The organism is Streptomyces tyrfis (genome assembly GCF_037034285.1).
Taxonomy (GTDB): domain Bacteria; phylum Actinomycetota; class Actinomycetes; order Streptomycetales; family Streptomycetaceae; genus Streptomyces.
Genome location: NZ_JBAGJZ010000055.1, coordinates 34,335 through 52,676, shown reverse-complemented (window position 1 = coordinate 52,676; position 18,342 = coordinate 34,335). Strand labels below are relative to the sequence as shown.

Annotated in this window: 12 protein-coding genes and 1 pseudogene; 2 read left to right on the top strand and 11 right to left on the bottom strand. The window is 74.3% G+C overall.

Going from position 1 to position 18,342, the window contains the following annotated elements:
- From WA762_RS30750 to WA762_RS30705, 10 genes and pseudogenes are all read right to left on the bottom strand, one after another.
- On the bottom strand, positions 1-228 hold a 228-nt coding region (locus WA762_RS30750), incomplete at its 3' end, for a hypothetical protein (RefSeq protein WP_335940087.1).
- A 641-nt stretch (positions 229-869) separates the two neighbouring features.
- Positions 870-1,622, bottom strand: a complete 753-nt coding sequence (locus tag WA762_RS30745) for a GntR family transcriptional regulator (protein WP_335940085.1) — start codon at positions 1,620-1,622, stop codon at positions 870-872.
- A gap of 159 nt (positions 1,623-1,781) precedes the next feature.
- Positions 1,782-2,783 carry a proline racemase family protein gene (locus WA762_RS30740; protein WP_335940083.1) on the bottom strand — a complete coding sequence of 334 codons (1,002 nt, stop codon included), beginning with the start codon at positions 2,781-2,783 and terminating at the stop codon, positions 1,782-1,784.
- 195 nt (positions 2,784-2,978) lie between these two features.
- Complete coding sequence (locus WA762_RS30735; protein WP_335940081.1) at positions 2,979-3,893, bottom strand: dihydrodipicolinate synthase family protein; 915 nt, start codon at positions 3,891-3,893, stop codon at positions 2,979-2,981.
- A gap of 308 nt (positions 3,894-4,201) precedes the next feature.
- Positions 4,202-5,681, bottom strand: a pseudogene (locus WA762_RS30730) (FAD/NAD(P)-dependent oxidoreductase).
- On the bottom strand, positions 5,662-5,988 hold the full coding sequence (locus WA762_RS30725) for a (2Fe-2S)-binding protein (protein WP_335940079.1): 327 nt from the start codon (positions 5,986-5,988) through the stop codon (positions 5,662-5,664). The pseudogene WA762_RS30730 and the gene WA762_RS30725 overlap by 20 nt, the downstream one beginning before the upstream one ends.
- 162 nt (positions 5,989-6,150) lie before the next feature.
- Positions 6,151-7,317, bottom strand: a complete 1,167-nt coding sequence (locus WA762_RS30720) for an NAD(P)/FAD-dependent oxidoreductase (RefSeq protein WP_443080721.1) — start codon at positions 7,315-7,317, stop codon at positions 6,151-6,153.
- 94 nt (positions 7,318-7,411) lie between these two features.
- Entirely contained in the window at positions 7,412-9,154 is a 1,743-nt protein-coding gene (locus WA762_RS30715) for a pyruvate dehydrogenase (protein ID WP_335940075.1), read from the bottom strand.
- Between the two features lie 65 nt (positions 9,155-9,219).
- A complete protein-coding gene (locus tag WA762_RS30710) occupies positions 9,220-10,974 on the bottom strand; it encodes a protein phosphatase 2C domain-containing protein (RefSeq protein WP_335940073.1) in 1,755 nt (584 codons plus the stop codon).
- A gap of 125 nt (positions 10,975-11,099) precedes the next feature.
- Positions 11,100-14,864 carry a S8 family peptidase gene (locus WA762_RS30705; RefSeq protein ID WP_335940071.1) on the bottom strand — a complete coding sequence of 1,255 codons (3,765 nt, stop codon included), beginning with the start codon at positions 14,862-14,864 and terminating at the stop codon, positions 11,100-11,102.
- Between the two features lie 210 nt (positions 14,865-15,074).
- Between WA762_RS30705 and WA762_RS30700 the strand changes: the two genes are divergently transcribed.
- Both WA762_RS30700 and WA762_RS30695 read left to right on the top strand, forming a co-directional pair.
- Complete coding sequence (locus WA762_RS30700; protein WP_335940070.1) at positions 15,075-16,100, top strand: helix-turn-helix domain-containing protein; 1,026 nt, start codon at positions 15,075-15,077, stop codon at positions 16,098-16,100.
- Positions 16,101-16,282: 182 nt separating this feature from the next.
- A complete protein-coding gene (locus tag WA762_RS30695; RefSeq protein ID WP_335940068.1) occupies positions 16,283-16,765 on the top strand; it encodes a DUF456 domain-containing protein in 483 nt (160 codons plus the stop codon).
- A 212-nt stretch (positions 16,766-16,977) separates the two neighbouring features.
- On the opposite strand, the gene WA762_RS30690 is transcribed toward WA762_RS30695, so the two are convergent.
- Positions 16,978-18,333: a DNA-3-methyladenine glycosylase 2 family protein gene (locus WA762_RS30690; RefSeq protein WP_335940092.1), complete on the bottom strand. Its 1,356-nt coding sequence runs from the start codon at positions 18,331-18,333 to the stop codon at positions 16,978-16,980.
- Between the last annotated feature and the right edge of the window lie 9 nt (positions 18,334-18,342).

The following is an 18,342-nucleotide window of genomic DNA, read 5'->3' as shown; positions in this document are numbered from 1 at the left end:
CGGGCGGTCGGCGGCCTTGAGGGCATTGCGACCGAAGTGGTCGGCGTCGTCCGCGGGCGCGGCCGGCGACTCGGCGGACGGGCCGCCGGGCTCGGGGACGCCGCGTCCCGTCTTCTCGGCGTCGCCGGTCCGGGGGTGAGCGGTCGCCGCCGATACGGCGGAGCGCTGCTCGGCGGCCTGCCCCGGCGCGGAGAACAGGCCCACGCCCAGGCATGCCGCCAGGACCACAGTGGATAACCCGGTGAATCTCTGTCGAACCGTTCGGTTCATCACGTGCCGCCTCCCAGCGGTGTGTTGACCGCGCCACGGCGCGGGTGGGGGGTACGAGGGAGCGGGGCCCACTGGGTGACATGAGCACGACGCTTCACCTCGCGCGCTGTACAATGGCACATGTCACATGTCTTTAGGAAGCCCTCTTGCCCACATTGCCTCTTCAGGACAACGGACCTTCCGCGCAAGGGACTTCACCCGACCGTCGGCATGCACGCCGGCCGCTGCCGCCGGACGCGGCCGGCGCGTATGGCGGCGGCCTCCGCAGGAGCGACGCCCGGCGAACGCCGCCTCCTGGAGGAGCGCCGGGACGGACGGCCCTCGGGCGGACGGCGAGGCCGCTTCCGCCAGAGACGGGGGCGGACCGGACGGAGGCGGGGCGGGGTCGCGGAGGCGGCCCGGTCCCGCGCGGGACCGGCGTGCGGATCGAGGGACGATCCATTGCTCACGGTCGACGGCGCCCGGACGGTGTCGTCCGCGCCGCCGCGCGCCGCCGACGGGATCGGGGGGTGGACGGCCGCCCTGCCGGACGGCCGATCCGGAGGAATGGCGTCCGCGGCCGAGAAGCGGTCGCGGACACCGGGGACCGGCGTCCGGTCTCAGCCCTCGGTCGCCGACCGGGACGCCGTCCCGGTCCCCGGCGCGTCCGCGCCCGGGGCGTCACCGTGGTCGACGTGGCCGCCGTGGCCGCCGTCGTCGGCCCAGATCGATCTGACATGGGACATGTGCGTCAGCATGCGCTTCTCGGCACCCTGCGCGTCACCGGCGATCATGAGATCGAGCAGCTGGACGTGCTCCTCGGCGGACGCGGTCAACTGCCCCGATTCCGAAAGCCGGTTGAGACCGAAGAGCCGGGACCGCTTGCGCAGGTTGCCGACCTCCTCCACCAGTCTGCGGTTGCCCGCCAGACCGAGCAGTTCGAGATGGAAGCGCCGGTCGGCCTCCAGGTACCCGATGATGTCGTGCTCGGCGGCGGCCGCCACGATGGCCTCGGCGAGCGGCCGCAGCGCCCTCAGCTCCGCGGTCCTGCCCATCCTGGTGATCCGGCCGACGGTGGGGACCTCGATCATGGCGCGCAGTTCGGTGAAGTCGTCGAGGTCCTGCGCGGTCAGCTCCGTCACACGGAAGCCCTTGTTGCGGACCGCTTCGACCAGCCCCTCCCGGGCGAGATCGAGCATCGCCTCACGGACCGGCGTGGCGGACACCCCGAACTGGGCGGCGAGAGTCGGAGCGGAGTAGACCACCCCCGGCCGCAGATCGCCGGCGATCAGAGCCGCCCTGAGCGCGCTCGCCACCCGGTCGCGCAAGTGCTCGTGCACCGACAGGGCGTTGAGCGTCGTCAGGGGAGCCATCTGCATTCCTCCAGCGCCGTACGGGCCCTCAGAATACAATGTCGCGTTTCTCCACGGCCTCGGTCGTCCAGCCCTGATGGGCCGTCGGTCGACGAGCCCGCGGGGGGCCTCGCACGCGGCCCCCGGCACCGCGCCCAGGGGCTGTCCCGAGCCGTGGTCTCACAGCACGAATCCCTCGGGGAAGGGATCGGTCGGATCGAGGAAGAACTGCGCGGTGCCGGTGATCCAGGCACGGCCCGTGATCGTCGGGACGAGGGCGGGCAGCCCGCCGACCGCGGTCTCCTCGACCAGTCGCCCGGTGAACGACGTCCCGAGGAAGGACTCGTTCACGAAGTCGGTGTGGAGCGGCAGTTCCCCACGCGCGTGCAACTGCGCCATTCGGGCCGACGTCCCCGTCCCGCAGGGCGACCGGTCGAACCAGCCCGGATGGATCGCCATCGCGTGCCGGGAGTGCCGTGCGTCGGATCCGGGTGCGATGAACTGCACGTGTTTGAGGCCGTTGATGTCCGGGTCCTCGGGATGAACGGGACGGTCGGCGCTGTTGACCTCGTCCATCAGGGCGAGCCCCGCCGCCAGGATGCCGTCCTTGTGACGGCGGTCGAACGGCAGCCCCAGGTCGGAGAGTTGGACCATGGCGTAGAAGTTCCCGCCGTAGGCGAGGTCGTAGCGCACCGTCCCGTACCCGGGCACGTCCGCCGTCCGGCCGAGTGCGACGCTGAACGCGGGGACGTTGGTCACGGTGACGGCGGTGGCCGCGCCGTCGCGTACTCGTACGTCGACGCTCACGAGTCCCGCCGGGGTGTCCAGCCGCACGGTGGTGACGGGTTCCGTGACCTCGACCATGCCGGTCTCCACCAGAACGGTCGCGACGCCGATGGTGCCGTGGCCGCACATCGGCAGCAGCCCCGAGACCTCGATGTAGAGCACGCCGAAGTCCGCGTCGGGCCTGGTCGGCGGCTGGAGTATGGCGCCGCTCATGGCGCCGTGGCCGCGCGGTTCGCACATGAGCAGAGTGCGCACGGCGTCCCGGTGCCGCTGGAAGTGGATGCGCCGCTCGGCCATCGTGGCGCCGGGGACGGTCCCGACTCCGCCGGTGACGACCCGGGTGGGCATGCCTTCGGTGTGCGAGTCGACCACATGGAAGACGTGACGTGTCCGCACGGCTCCTCCTTGTTCGTCACGGGTGGAACGGGACCGCCCGCAAGCGGGCGCGCGGAACCGATGTCATGGGCCCCCGGCCGGGCCGCGTGGCCGGGCCGGCCGGGGTGCCGGTGGACCGGGCACGATCGGACGGCGACGGCCGGACCCCGGGGGTACGGCGACGGCCGGGTCCGCGCCCGGGCGGTGCGACGGCGCTCAGCTGTGCCCTGCGGCCAGGGCCTTCTCCGTGGCCGCGCGCACGGCCGCCTCGTCGTCCGCGGGGAGCGGGAGACGCGGCGGCCGGGTGCGGCCGCCGTGGCGCCCGGCCACGTCCATGGAGGCCTTGATGGCCTGGACGAACTCGGGCCTGGAGTCCCACCGCAGCAGCGGGTGCAGTTCCCGGTACAGCGGCAGCGCCGTCGCCAGGTCCCCCGTCACGGCGGCGCGGTACAGCTCGACACAGCTGGACGGCAGCATGTTCGGACACCCGGCGATCCAGCCGGCCGCCCCGGCGAGGGCCAGTTCCAGCAGTACGTCGTCGGCGCCCACGAGCAGGTCGAGTTCCGGCGCGCGCTCGCGGATCTCGTACGCCCTGCGGACGTCACCGGTGAACTCCTTGACCGCGACGATGCTGCCCTCCCGGTGGAGCTCGGCGAGCAGGGCCGGTGTCAGATCCACCTTGGTGTCGTACGGGTTGTTGTACGCGACGACCGGAATCCCGGCATCGGCCACGTCGGCGTAGTGGGCACGGACGGCCGCGTCCTCGCACCGGTACCCATTGGGCGGCAGGAGCAGCACGGAACCGGCTCCCGCCTCGGCCGCCTGCCGCGCCCAGCGTCGCGACTCCGCGCTGCCGTACGCGGAGACGCCCGGCATGACCCGGTCGCCGTCGCCCGCCGCCTCCACCGCGACCCGGACCAGTCGCGCGCGTTCCTCGTCGGTCAGGGTCTGGTACTCGCCCAGCGATCCGTTGGGCACCACTCCGTCGCAGCCCGCCTCGATGAGTTGCCGCACATGCGTGGCGTAGGCGTCGTAGTCGATCGCGCCGTCGGCGCGCAGAGTCAGCGGGGTGGCGACCATGATCCCCTGCCAGGGACGGGTGCGGGCGTGCGGGCGGGTGTTCTGCTGCATCGTGGCTCCTTGAGAGAGGTGATGTGACGGAACTGCGTGCACGGTGGTGCGTACGCCCCGCCGTGCACCGGCGGGCGCCGTGCCGGACGAGGCGCGACGGCTCGCGGGCAGCGGTGCGAGGACGGGACCCGGCGCCGCCGGACGGACGTCGCCGGGAGGGTCGCCGAGGACCGTCCCGCGATCCCTGGCGCGCGCCGACCGGCGCGGCGCCTCGCCGCGTCGGCGGAACGCCCGCGGGCGCCCTGACGCCTCGCGACGCACCGCGTCCGACGTCCCGCGCTGGTCCACCGCGGATGACGGGACGTACCTCAGCCGGGGTCGGCCGGGGCGGCGGCGAGTACGGACAGGGTCACGGGGCAGGCCGTGGGGCGGCGGTCGGGCCCCTCCGGCGGCCCGCCGTCGGCCGGCCCGACGCGGTGCGCCGCCGCCAGCTCGCGGACGGCGAAGCCGCACGTCCGGCCCTGGCACCAGCCCATCCCGGCCCGGGTGAACAGCTTGACGGTCCGGGCGTCCCCGGCGCCGAGCCGCTCGCAGGCGCCGCGGATCCGGCCGGCGACGGCCTCTTCGCAGCGGCAGACCTCCGTGTCGTCGGTCAGCCACGCGCCCCAGTCCGCCCCCGGCCGGTGCACGGCCCCCATCAGCGCGGCGAAGGCACGCAGCCGGCGCCGGGACCGGTTCAGGGCGACCGCCCTGCGCGCCGCTTCCCGCCGCAGCCCGCCGCGCACCTCGTGGACGACCGAGAGCGCCGCCAACTCTCCCTCGGTTAGGGCGAGTTCCACGCCGCCGACGCCTCCGGTCTCCCCCGCCGCCCAGATCCCCGGCACGGTGGTCCGCAGCCGCTCGTCCACGGCGGCCGCGTGGGTGCCGTCGGCGCACACCCGCGTCCCGCAGCCCGCCGCCACGGCGAGGTCCAGTTGGGGCACGAGCCCGTGACCCACGGCGAGGACGTCGCAGGCGAGCGTGCGGCCGGACCCGGGCACGGGCCGCCATCGGCGGTCCAGCCGGCTCACGGTCACCTCCTCCACCCGGCCGTCGCCGCGCACCTCGGTGACCGCGCGGCGGGTCCGGACCCGGACCCCCGCCCGGGCCAGCGCCGCCCCGTACCGGACGCCCTCCGCCGCCTTGCCGGGGTTGGCGGCCACGGCCCGGGGCGCGCGTGCGTACGCGGCGTACCCGGACGCCTCGATCAGTGCCGGAACGCTCGCACCGGCACGGGTCAGCGACAGGGCGACGGCCTGGAGCAGCGGCCCGCTCCCAGCGACCACGATCCGGCGGCCCGGCAGCGCGTGACCGGACTTCAGCATGGCCTGGGCTCCGGCCGCGCCGACCACACCGGGAAGCGTCCATCCGGGGAAGGGGAGTTGGCGCTCGTACGCACCGGTCGCCAGCACCAGCCGACGGGCCCGGACGGCCCGGCCGGTCCCCCTCGGCGCCGGTGACGGCGTGCAGGATCCAGTCGCCGCCGTCCGCCCGCTCGACCGTCCACACCTGGTGGTCGCGGAGGTGATCGACCGCCCCGGAGTCCCGGTGCGCGGCGAGCCGCGCGGACAGGTCGGTGAACGCGTCCCGTCCGCCCGGGAGTTCACCGGCACGAACGACGCCGGGTCCGCCGGCCCGACCGCGGTAGTACTGCCCGCCGGGCGAGGGGGCCGCGTCCAGGAGGACCACGTCGAGCCCGTGGTCGGCCGCCGTGACGGCGGCGGCGAGGCCGGCCGGTCCGGCGCCCACCACGGCGAGTCCGGCGCGACCGCCGTCCGGGCTCCGGAGGTCACGCGTCGAGTGCGGCACGTCCGTCGCCCTCCTGGGTGGTGATCGCGTCGCCGGGCCGGGCGGAAAGCAGGCACGCGCGCTGGTTGGGCCGCCCGTTGACGGTGACCAGGCACTCATAACAGGCTCCGATGCCGCAGAACGCCCCGCGCGGGCGGCCATGGATCCGGGTGGTGCGCCAGGTGAGGACGCCCGCCGCCCAGAGCGCGGCGGCGATGCTCTGGCCGGGCAGCGCCCGGATGGGCCGCCCGTCGAAGGTCAGCCGGAAGGACGGTTCGGGCTGGGCGCCGACGCGTTCGGCCGGCCCGCGTGCACGGGTGCGTCTCACTGTTTCCTCCCCTGGGGCATTGGGTCGCCGGAGCCCGGCCTGACGGATGTCGCGGGCCGTCGCGCCGGGCCGTCACGGGCGCGCGGGCCCTTGCGCGGGACGCGGGCGTCCGCCCCGCGCCCACGGCGCGTCGCTCGCGGGACGCGCCGCCCCGCCCCGCCGTCACGCGGCATGGCACAGGGTGTCGAACCGGCCCGGCGCGAACGGTCCGGGATCGATCGCGGGCCGACGCCCCAGGATCGCGTCGGCGATCAGCGATCCGGTGGCCGGGGCCAGCCCGATCCCGGCCCCCTCGTGGCCACAGGCGTGGAAGAGCCCCGGCACCCGGGGGTCCGGGCCGATCGCCGGCAGATGGTCGGGCAGATAGGGACGGAACCCGTGGTACGCGCGCAGCACCCTGACGTCCGCCAGCACGGGGAACAACTCGACGGCGCGGGCGGCCAGCCGGGCCACCACCGGGACGGACAACGTCCGGTCGAATCCGACGCGTTCCCGGCTGGCTCCGATCAGGACCGGCCCCGAGGGCGTTCCCTCGACCACGGGCGAGGTCTGCGGCGCCGCCGACCCGCTCGCCACGTCCGCCACGTACTCCGCCGCGTAGACCTTGTGCCGGATCAGCCTCGGCAGGGGTTCGGTGACCAGCACGAAGCCTCTGCGCGGCATGACCGGCAGGCGCGTCCCGGCCAGGGCGGCCACCTCGCCGCCCCAGGTCCCGGCCGCGTTGACGACGACGGGTGCGCGCAGTTCGCGCCGCGCGGTCCGCACCCCGCCCACCGCGCCCGACCGGTCGGTGAGGATCGCCACGGCCTCCTCCCCCAGCCACAGACGCGCTCCCTCCCGCGCCGAGGCGCGCAGCAACTCGGCTGCCGCCAAGGCGGGTTGGACCTGAGCGTCCTGCGGGTGGAGGCAGCCTCCGGCGAGCCCCGGTGCGAGGTGGGGCTCGATCTCACAGAGCCGGCCGGGCGGGACGTCGTACGCCTCGACACCGGCACGCCGTTGCCCCGCGGCCGTGGCGGACAGGCCGGCCAGGGAGTCCTCGGCCGTCGCGACGACCAGGCCGCCCTTGCGCTCGTACTCGATCGACGAAGGCAGTTCCCGCGCCAGGCTCCGCCACAACGCGGCTGAGTGCAGCGCGAGTTCGAGTTCGGGGCCGGGAACCTTGTCGGACACCAGCAGGTTTCCCTCCCCGGCTCCGGTGGTGCCTCCGGTGACCGACCCCCGGTCGACGACGGCGACCGACAGTCCGGCCCGGGAGACGTAGTAGGCGCAGGCGGCGCCGACCACCCCGGCACCGACGATGACGACATCCAAAGGCTGCCTCATGAACACGTCAATAATATGTCACATTGCTTCGGGGTCGCCAAGGGTGCGGGCGAAGGCAGTTGAGGCACCATCGACCGCCTTCGCCCCGGACCGCGCGTGCTCAGGGGCGGGGCACGTTCCGCAGGTTGGAACGGGCCATCTGGACCATCCGGCCGACGCCGCCGTCCAGCACGATCTTGCTGGCGGAGAGCGCGAACCCGGTCACCATCTCGGCGCTGATCTTCGGCGGGATGGAGAGCGCGTTGGGGTCGGTGACGATGTCGACGAGCGCCGGGCCCTTGTGCTTGAAGGCGTCCTTCAGCGCGCCCTCCAGCTGCTTGGGCCGCTCCACCCGCACCCCGTAGGCGCCCGAGGCCCGGGCGATGGCCGCGAAGTCCGGGTTCTTGTTGGTGGTGCCGAACGAGGGGAGACCGGCGACCAGCATCTCCAACTCGACCATGCTCAAGGAGGAGTTGTTGAACAGCACGACCTTCACCGGCAGGTCGTACTGCACCAGGGTGAGGAAGTCGCCCATCAGCATGCTGAACCCGCCGTCGCCGGACATCGACACCACCTGCCGGTTCCGGTCGGTGAACTGGGCGCCGATGGCCTGCGGAAGCGCGTTCGCCATCGAGCCGTGGCTGAACGAACCGATGACGCGACGCCTGCCGTTGGGCGAGAGATAGCGCGCGGCCCATACGTTGCACATGCCGGTGTCGACGGTGAACACGGCGTCCTCGTCGGCCAGGTCGTCCAGCACCGAGGCGACGTACTCGGGGTGGATCGGAACGTGCTTCTCCACCTTGCGCGTGTACGCCTTTACCACGCCCTCCAGCGCCTCCGCGTGCTTCTTCAGCATCCGGTCGAGGAACCTGCGGTCGGTCTTGACCTTCACCCGGGGCGTCAGACAGCGCAGCGTCTCGCGCACATCGCCCCAGACCGCGAGATCCAGCTTGGACCGGCGGCCGAGGTGTTCGGGACGCACATCGACCTGGGCGATCTTCACGTCCGAGGGCAGGAACGCGTTGTACGGGAAGTCGGTGCCGAGCAGGATCAGCAGGTCGCACTCGTGGGTCGCCTCGTATGCGGCGCCGTAGCCGAGCAGCCCGCTCATGCCGACGTCGTACGGGTTGTCGTACTGGATCCACTCCTTGCCGCGCAGCGCGTGCCCGACCGGGGCCTTCACCCGCTCGGCGAACTCCATCACCTCGGCGTGGGCGCCCGCCGTGCCGCTGCCGCAGAACAGGGTCACGCGCTTCGCCTCGTCGACCATCCGGCAGAGCTTGTCGATCTCCGCGTCCCCGGGCCGCACGGTCGGCCGCGAGGTGACGAGGGCGTGCTCCACCGACTTCTCCGGCGCGGGCTGGGACGCGATGTCGCCGGGCATGGAGACGACGCTGACCCCTCCCTGTCCGATCGCGTGCTGGATGGCGGTCTGGAGCAGGCGCGGCATCTGCCGGGGATTGGAGATCATCTCGTTGTAGTGGCTGCACTCCTGGAACAGGAGGTCGGGGTGGGTCTCCTGGAAGTAGCCGAGACCGATCTCGCTCGACGGGATGTGCGAGGCGAGGGCGAGGACGGGCGCCATGGAGCGGTGGGCGTCGTAGAGGCCGTTGATGAGGTGCAGGTTGCCGGGGCCGCAGGATCCGGCGCAGGCCGCCAGCGTGCCGGTGATCTGGGCCTCGGCCCCGGCGGCGAACGCGGCGGTCTCCTCGTGCCGGACCTGGATCCAGTCGAGGCCGGGGTTGCGCCGGATGGCGTCGACGACCGGGTTGAGGCTGTCCCCGACGACCCCGTACATGCGCTTCACGCCCGCCCGGACGAGGATGTCGACGAACTGCTCCGACACGTTCTGCTTGGCCATGGGTGCGTACCCTTTCCTCGGTTCGGCTTCCGGACTCCGCATCCATCAACCCATGGCGTGCGTGGTTACGCCTCCCAGACGGCGATGCTCGTACGGTCGTCGGAGTACCCCTTCACCCTGAGCTGGGTGTCCAGCAGGAAGGCCGCGAGCCCCGGGACCTCGCCGCCGGCCCAGCGCCCGGCGAGCTCCCTGGCCAGCGCCGGCTCGCCGCGCAGCGGTGCGGCGAGCCCGGGGCTGCACAGCAGCAGCGTGTCACCCGGTCGGGCCACCGAGGCCCGGAAGCGGAACGGTTCGGCACGGCCGACTCCGTGCCCCTCGGGTCCGTCGTGCCCCTCGGATCCGCCGTGCCCCTCGGATCCGCCGTGCCCGCCTTCACCGCCGTCCCCGGCCCATCCTCCGGACCCGCCGGACCCGCCGTCCCGGCCGGACCCATCGCCTCCGATGTGCTCGCTGTCCCCGCCGATCGCCGGCGGCCGTTCCGGAGACTCCGGTTCGAGGTCCTGCCAGAGGCCGTCCCGCAGCCGGAAGAGCCCGCCGGGGCCGACGCCGAAGAAGATCCGGGTGCGGCAGTCGGGGTCCGCGGACAGCAGGAGACAGCGCAGGCCCGCTGTGTACCGCCCGGGTTCGAGCCCCAGCTCGGCGGCGCGGGCGCGAAGTCTGCCGTAGCCCCGGTCGGTGAGCCGGTGCAGCCCGGACCTGAGGTCGTCGCGGCGGCCGGCCCTTATGTCCTCGGACAGCCGGAGATGGCTGCGGCCGACCGCGCCGGCGATCCAGCGGCAGGCGTCGGCCGCCGCCAGATGCGCCTGTTCGGCGGCGCGGGCCCCGGTGGCGACGGCGACCAGGACGAGCGCGTCCCGGTCGGCGCCGAAACGCGCGGTGAGCAGGGCATCGCGCCGGGGCTGCCCCCGGAACCGCGCGGAGTCGCCCCGCACCGACGCGGCACGCAGGGTGCAGGTGCCGTACCGGGCCCCGTCGAGCACGGTGTCGGCGGCGACGAGCCCGTCCAGTTCCTGGGGAACGGTGGCGGGCAGCGCGGTGGGTTCGGGGTCATAGGTCGGCGGCCGGTCACCCACATGACCGATCTCGGGGCGCGCGGCGGGGGCGGAAGCAGGCGTACGCCCTGCCTCGCGCGCCCGGTCCCTCGCCTCGGCCTGCGCCTGCTCCGTGACCGCGACGATCGTGGCGACGGTCCGGTCGACGACCGGCCGCCTCGGCAACGGCGGCGACGCGTCGGCGGACGGCGGTGCAGCGGGCGGAGCGGGTGGAACGGGCGGAGCAGGCGGAGCCGCTGGGGGCGCGACGGGCGGCGATGAAGCCGGCGGCGCTGGAGCAGCCGGTGCCACAACGGCTGACGGCGGGGCGTCCGGCGGCGGGGCGTCCGGCGGCAAGGCGGGTCCCGTCGGAGCGGGTCTCGCCGGGGCGGGCCTCGCCGGAGCGGCGGGGAAGGACGGCGCCGCGAAGGTACGCGGGCGTGGCGGACCCGCCGAGGCGGACCCCGGGGCCGGTGAGCCGACCTCGGGCGGTTCCCAGGGGGCGCGCCCGGGGGCCGGCCGGTCCGCCGCCCCACCCGGCGCCGTGTCCGCCACCGCCACCGGTGCCGCGTCCGGAGCCGCATCCGGCTCCGCGGCCCCCGGTGCCGCATCCGGCTCCGCGTCCGCCGCCCCACCCGACACCGCGTCCGGAACCACGTCCGACACCGAATCGAAGCGGTCGTCGAGACTGTCGTCCGTCTCGCCGCCCCCCGTGTCCCTCGCGGCCCCGTCGTACAGCCTGCCCCACCAGTCGTCCTCGACGGCGGCCCTCTCCCCCTGCTGGCTCATGCCCTCATTGTCACCGCCCGGGCCGTACGGAAACGGCGCATCCGGAAATCGCGGCCATGGAAAAGGTCCGCCGGACGGACCCACCCCCCACGGGAAAGCCGTCCGGCGGACCGGTCAGGACGTGATCAGCGCACGGCGTATGCGTCGAACACGGTCTGGACGACGGAGTTGCCGTTGGCGTCCGTCAGTTCGGTCTTCAGCGTGACCGGCTTGCCGGCCGCGCCCGCGTGGTCCACGGTCGCGGTCCAGTGGCCGCCGCGCTGCGCGGTGGCGCCCTCGGTCCAGGTCTCGCCGCCGTCGTACGAGTACGAGACCTTGGCCGCGACCAGCTTGCCGGGCGTGTAGCCCGCGTGGCCGCCGACGCTCAGCCCGATGGTCTGGCCGTTCTTCGCCGGCAGGGTCTTGAGCCCGTCCGTGTCCAGGTCGTAGCCCGGGAAGAGCAGCGGGATGCCCTGGGAGTAGGCGTTCTCGTCCCGGTGCGAGCGGAACCTCCAGGTCGTCTGAGTGCGGGTGGACCGCTTCCACACGGCCGCCGGCTGGCCGAACTTCGCGGTTTCCATGGTGAGTTCGTACGCGGCGTCCTCGGACGGGACGGTGAACACCCCGGACGGCCAGCTGGACTCGCCGAGCACCTTGCCGCCGCTGGTGAGCCGCATGTTGCCGGTGTCGCCGAAGGAGCCCTGGATTCCCACGTGTTCGGTGTCGCCCCAGAAGGCCGGGGCGACGCCGATCAGGTTGTCCTGCCGTTCGGCGGCCAGCTGGACCTTGCCGTCGGCGTCGCGCGGTGCGGCGGGGCCGGGGATGCCCCGGTACCAGCTCTCCGCGCGCTTCGAGCCCGCCGTGTAGGTGCGGGGCTGGTCGGCCATGGCCTCGCCCCAGGGGAAGCTGGAGGAGAGGTACCGCACCCAGGCGGTGTCGCCCGCCGAGTAGTACTCGGTGCGCTTGCCCGGGACGGCGACGGTGTCGTCGGCGGCGGCGAAGGCCCCGCCGTACGGCCGCTTGACGATCATCGTGTCGACGTAGTCGGCCGCGACGCCCATCGCCTCGTAGTCGGCCGTGACGGTGCCGAGCTTCTTGTCCCGGACCTGGTAGGTGCGGTCGGAGGTGATCGGCCCGGTCTCGGGGAACGCCAGGTTGTAGACGAACGGGCTGACGGCGGTGGCCTTCCAGCTCAGCCGGACCGGCCCGGCGGCCAGGGCGGTCTTCAGCGCGGCCGCCTCGTCGGCCGGGATGCCGAGCGACGGCACCGGCGCCTGGCCGAATCCGGCCGACGGCTGCCAGGGGCCCGCGGCCCGGCGGTGGGCCAGGACGGCCTTCGCGCCGGCGGCCTTGGCGTCGCGCGCCTGGGTGTACAGGTAGCCGTCGTCGCCGACCTCGACCAGGGCGATCTTTCCGGCGACCCCGGCGGCCCGCAGCTCGTCGGGGGTGCCCGTACCGGCGTCGACGAGGACGGCCTCGCCCGTGCCGTCGAGGTTGACGGAGCCGGTGCTCGCGACCCTCGGGTGCAGTGCGGCGCCGCCGACGACCGAGAGCTTCTCGACCTGCGGGGCGTACGCGCGCCAGAAGCTGCCGAACTCGAAGTCGCCGTCGCCCGCCCTGCCCTGCACGTCCGCGTAGTACGCCGGGACGGCCCCGGTGCCGGTGAGGGAACCGGAGTGCAGCCAGACGCCGTCCCAGGTGCGGCCGAACGCCAGGGTCGTGGAGCGGCTCTCGGTGGCGCGGTCTGCGGTCTTCACCTGGAGCCGGTGGGCCTTGCGGGCGTCCAGCACCAGGGTGGTGTCCTTGGTGACGTCCAACTGCGGCCGGGCGAGGTAGCCGACGGATCCGGCCAGCCGGCCCGTGGCGTCCCCGGCGTCGGGCGTGACGACGAAGGAGGAGACGAAGTACGCGCCGGGGCGCACCCGGTAGACCTGGTCGGCGGCCCCGTCGTTGAAGCGGCGCTCGCCGCTCGAGGTGTCGGTGCCGATGACGTCCAGCGAGGAGGAGCCCGTGGCCGGCTTGCCGGCGCGGTCGATCAGCTTGACGCGCAGGGTGACCGTCTCCGGCTCGACGTACAGGGAGAACGGTGTGGAGACCTTCGCTCCGCCCGGGCCGGTGGCCAGGACGCGGCCGGTGACGTCGCCGTACTGGGCGGCCTTCAGCTTCGCGGCCGGGTCGATGCGCAGCGGGACCTTCACGGTGGCCCCGGCCGGCACGGTGACGTTGTTCGCGCCGAGCCCGGCGACCGCGGAGCGGACCGGGGAGCCGTCGTTGCCGGTGACGCCCTGGACCTTCAGCGACAGCTTCACCGGCTTGGTGCCGGAGTTGGTGTAGGGGAGGTCGACGGTGGTGCGGTCGCTCTTGTCCTGCGGCCAGTTGAAGGCGCCCGCCTGGACGGCGGGGGCGCCAACGACGGTGGTGTCGACGGCGGCCTTCACGTCGAGGCGGCCGCCGCCGGTCTCGCGCACGTCGCCGGGGAGGTCGCTCTTCGCGGACGACACCAGCGCGGCCTTGATCTGCTGCGCGGTCCAGTCGGGGTGACGCTGCTTCACGATGGCCGCGGCGCCCGCGACATGCGGGGTGGCCATCGAGGTGCCGGACATCGACTGGTAGGCGTAGACGCCCCGGCCGCCCGCCGCCGCGGCGGAGATGTCGACGCCGGGGGCGGCGATCTCCGGCTTGAGAGTGTGCGAGCCGATCACGGGGCCGCGGCTGGAGAACTGCGCGGTGGAGTCGTCGCGGTCGACGGCGCCGACGGTCAGCACGCCGGGGGCGCAGCCGGGCGAGGAGACGGTGTTGAGCGTCGGGCCGGAGTTCCCGGCGGCGATCACGAACAGGGTCTTCTCGCTGCCGGCGAGCTTCTCGGCGGCGACGCTCATCGGGTCGGTGCAGTCGGTCGGTTCCGGGCTGCCGAGGCTCATGGAGACGACGTCGGCCCGCTGGTCGACGGCCCACTGCATGCCGGCGATGATCCAGGACTCGGCGCCGGAGCCGCCGTCGTTGAGGACCTTGCCGTTGAGCAGGTCGGCGTCGGGGGCGACGCCCTTCTTCCGGCCGCCGCTGGCCGCGCCGGAGCCGCCGACGGTGGAGATGGTGTGGGTGCCGTGGCCCTGCCGGTCGTCGGTGCTGTCGGAGTCGGTGAAGTTCTCCGAGGCGACGATCCGGCCCTTGAGGTCGGGGTGTTCCGCGTCGGCGCCGGTGTCGAGCACGGCGACCCGGGTGCCCTTGCCGGTGTATCCGGCGGCCCAGGCGAGATCGGCGCCGATCTGTTTGGTGGACCGGTCGAGGGTGGCCTGGACTTTGCGGTCGAGCCAGAGCTTCTCGATGCCGGAGGCCGAGCGGGAACGGGTGTCGGTGACGTCCGACCAGAAGGCGGCGGCCTTCTCCTTGTCCGCCTTGAGGGCGACGCCGTCGATGGCGTCCAGCACGAGTCCGCGCTTCGCGCCGCGCGGGGTGGCGGCCGCGGTGCGGGCGGCGGCCTTGCCGTAGACGGCGATCAGCGGCAGCGAGCCGGTGTGCGCGTCGTCGTAGCCCTGCCGGATGAGTCCGGTGACGTTGAAGAGTTCCTCGTCGACCCTGCCCGCGGCCAGGGCCCCGGCGGCGGTGTCGGGGTAGACATAGAGGTCCTTGCCGGACTGCCTGGTCTGGATGAGCGGCACGGTGCCGTCCTCGCGCGGCAGCGCGGTGGCCGAGGCGGCCCCCGAGCCGTCCGTGCGTACCAGGACCTTGTCGCCGGTGACGAGGGTGACGGTGACCGGGGCCGCCGACTTGGCGGCGTCGGCCGTGCTGCCGGTCAGTGGTCTCTTCGCGGTCGTGTCGTCCTGCGGCGCTGCCGCGGACGGTGCGATCGCGGTGACGGCCAGGACGGCGGCGGTGGCTGCCCCCAGGGCCGTGCGCGATATCGGACGCATCGCTCTCCCCAAATGAAAGCGGATCACCTCTGAACAATCAGGGGCATTCCGGAAGTTGGCGGTACTGCGGTGGCGCCACATTGGCAGAGCGACGGGCGATAAAGGGATGATGTACACGGCGGGTTTACGCCGTGGCCGCTTTCCGCCACGACCGGATGCCCGAGGAACGCCACGGTGTGCGGAATCAATGCGTCCGGGAGGGACCGAGGAATGCTGGGAGCCATAGGTCTCGACGAGATACAGGAGTCGGCGTACCGCGCCCTCGTGGCGGTGGGCGCCGCCGAGGTATCCGATCTCGCGCACCGGCTGACGCTCCCCGAGCCGGACACCGAACGGGCCCTGCGCCGACTGGAACAGCACGGCCTGGCCGCGCAGTCCTCGTCCCGCGCCGGCCGGTGGGTGGCGGCGCCGCCGGGGGTGGCGCTGGGGGCGCTGCTGACCCAGCAGCGTCATGAGCTGGAGCAGGCGGAGCTGGCGGCGGCGATGCTCGCCGAGGAGTACCGGGCCGAGGCCACCGATTCGGCCGTGCACGACCTGGTGGAGGTGGTGACGGGCGCGAGCGCGGTGGCGCACCGCTTCCACCAGTTGCAACTGGGGGCGACGAGCGAGGTCTGCGCCCTGGTCACCGGTAAGCCGATCGCGGTCAGCGGTATGGAGAACGAGGCCGAGGAGCAGGCCGCCACGCGCGGGGTGTCGTACCGGGTGGTGGTGGAGCGCGAGGTGCTCTCGCTGCCGTCCGGGATCATGGAGCTGTCGGCGGCGCTGAGCCGCCATGAGCAGTGCCGGGTCGTCGACCGGGTGCCCACGAAGCTGGTCGTCGCGGACGCGTCGCTGGCGATGGTGCCGTTGACCGGCCGGGGCGCGGAGCCCGCGGCGCTGGTCGTGCACGGCTCCGGGCTGCTGGAGTCGCTGATGGGGCTGTTCGAGGCGGTGTGGCGGGACGCGCTGCCGCTCCGGCTCGGCGGGGGCGGCCGGCTGGAGGAGGAGTCCACCGGGCCCGACGCCACGGACCTGGAGATCCTGTCGCTGCTGCTGGCCGGGCTGACGGACGCGAGCGTGGCGAAGCAGCTGGAGCTGGGGCTGCGGACCGTGCAGCGGCGGGTGAAGGGGCTGATGGAGCTGACCGGGGTGTCGACCCGGCTCCAGCTGGGCTGGCACGCGTACGAACGTGGCTGGGTGGCCCGGGGCACGGGGCCGCGGGCCGCCGCCGAACCCGCTCCGGCGGACCGTCCCTGACGACTCGTGGCGGCACGGCCCGGCGGCTCATGGCGGCATGACACCGGGCGGGCCGGCCGGGGCGCCGGGCCCGCGTCACCGCCGAGGTGCCCGGGGCCGCGCGGAGCCCGCCCGCCCGGGGCGCGGGAGCGGGCGGCAGAGCTGGACGGGCGGGACCGGCCCGGTTCCGGCACGCTGGTCGGATGGGTGTGTGGCAACTCGTCGCGGTCGGTCTGGTCGTGCTCCTGGGCCTGGTCGGCGTGCTGGTGCCAGGGGTGCCCGGGCAGGCGATCGTCTGGGCGGCCCTGCTGTGGTGGGCGCTCGCCGACACGACCCCGGCGGCCTGGGCCGTGCTCATCGGGGCCACCGCGCTGCTCCTGGTGAACCAGGCGCTGAAGCCGTTGCTGCCGCCGCGCCGCCCGCACGAGTCCGGCGCTCCGCGCAGGACGCTGCTGCTGGGCGGGCTCGGCGCGATCGTGGGCTTCTTCGCGGTGCCGGTGCTGGGTGCGGTCGCGGGCTACGTGGGCGCGGTCTACGCGGCGGAGCGGCTGCGGCTGGGCAGCCGCGGCGCGGGCTGGGCGTCGGTCCGCTCGGTCATGCGGGCCACGGGCTGGTCCGTGCTCGTCGAGCTCTTCTCCTGCCTGCTGGTGGCGGGCGCCTGGCTCGGCGTCCTGATCTGGGGCTGACGTCCGAGACCGACCGCGACCGGCCGACCGCACCCGGGCCGACGGCGCCCGGCCGTCGGAGCGCCGGACCTCCCGCGTACGGACCCCACCGCACCCCGGGCCGCCCGCGTCCGAGGCCGACGACGGCACCGGGCCTCCCGTCCGCTCCGCGAGACGGCCCGTCCTGAGGCGCCCGTGCGGGCGCCCGCCTGAGGGGGCGGGCGCCCGCCCCCTCAGCCCTCGCCGGGAAGCGCCAGGTGACGCGCCGCGTACGACCGCCAGGGGCGCCAGGCCTCCGTCCCCGCCCCGCCGTCCGGGTCGACGTCGGGATCGCCCAGGGCCCGCATCCTGATGAGCGCCGCGCGGCCCGGGCCGATGCCCGGCAGGCGCAGCAACGCCCGCTCCGCCTCGTCGCGGTCCGCCCCGGCGTCGAGGCGCAGACCGCCGTCGGCGAGCGCGGCGGCCAGCGCCCGCAGCGCCGGATCGTCCGCCGCCCCGGCCAGCACTCCCGGCTCGGGGAACACATGGGTGAGCCCGCCGGAGGGCGCGTCCAGCGCCTTGCCGCAGGTCTCGACGAGCCGCTCCGCCGCCGCGGCGCCCACCAGCGTCCGTACGGCGAACTCCTCCGGGTCCGCGACCCCCGGAGAACGCAGCCCCGGCCGGGCCGCGACCCGTCGGGCCAGGCGAGGATCGGCGCCGAGCCGTTCGTCGACGGCGTACGGATCGGCGTCCAGGTCGAACAGCCGCCGCAGCCGCTGCACCGCCGTGGTCAGGTCGCGCGGGTCCGTGAGGTGGATCCGGGCCTCCAGCCAGGGTCCCGCGGAGCGCTCGTCGACGGCGACGACGGCCGTGCCGTGGGGCAGTCGCAGGGTCCGCCGGTAGGTGCGGGAGCCGGTCGTTCCGGTGATCTCCTCGATCCGGGCGACCGCCTCCGCGGCCAGCAGGTCGAAGACCTCGCGGGCCGCGTACGGCCCCCGGTGGGCCAGTCGCAGCGGAATGCCGGTGGTGAGGGCCGTCCGGCCCGACCGGCCCGCGCCGGCCTCGGCCCGCAGCGCGCTGGGCGTACGGGCGTAGATCCGGCGGATGGTCTCGTTGAACTGGCGGACGCTGGCGAAGCCGGACGCGAAGGCGATCTCCGTCACGGGCAGCCCGGTGGTCTGGAGCAGCACCCGCGCGGTGTGGGCGCGCTGGGCGCGGGCCAGCGCGACCGGCCCGGCGCCCAGCTCCGCGTTGAGCTGCCGCTGCACCTGGCGCGCGCTGTAGCCGAGCCGGTCCGCCAGACCGGTCACGCCCTCCCGGTCGACCACGCCGTCTCCGATCATCCGCATGGCGCGGCCGACGACGTCGGCCCGTACGTTCCACTCCGCCGAGCCGGGCACCGCGTCGGGCCGGCAGCGGCGGCACGCCCGGAAACCGTGGCCCTGGGCGGCCGCCGCGGTCGGGAAGAACCGGACGTTCTTCCGTTTCGGGGTGACGGCGGGGCAGCTGGGCCGGCAGTAGATGCCGGTCGTCTCGACGGCGAAGAAGAACTCCCCGTCGAACCGGGCGTCGCGGCTGCTCACCGCCTCGTACCTGGTCGATTCGTCCATCACACCGTC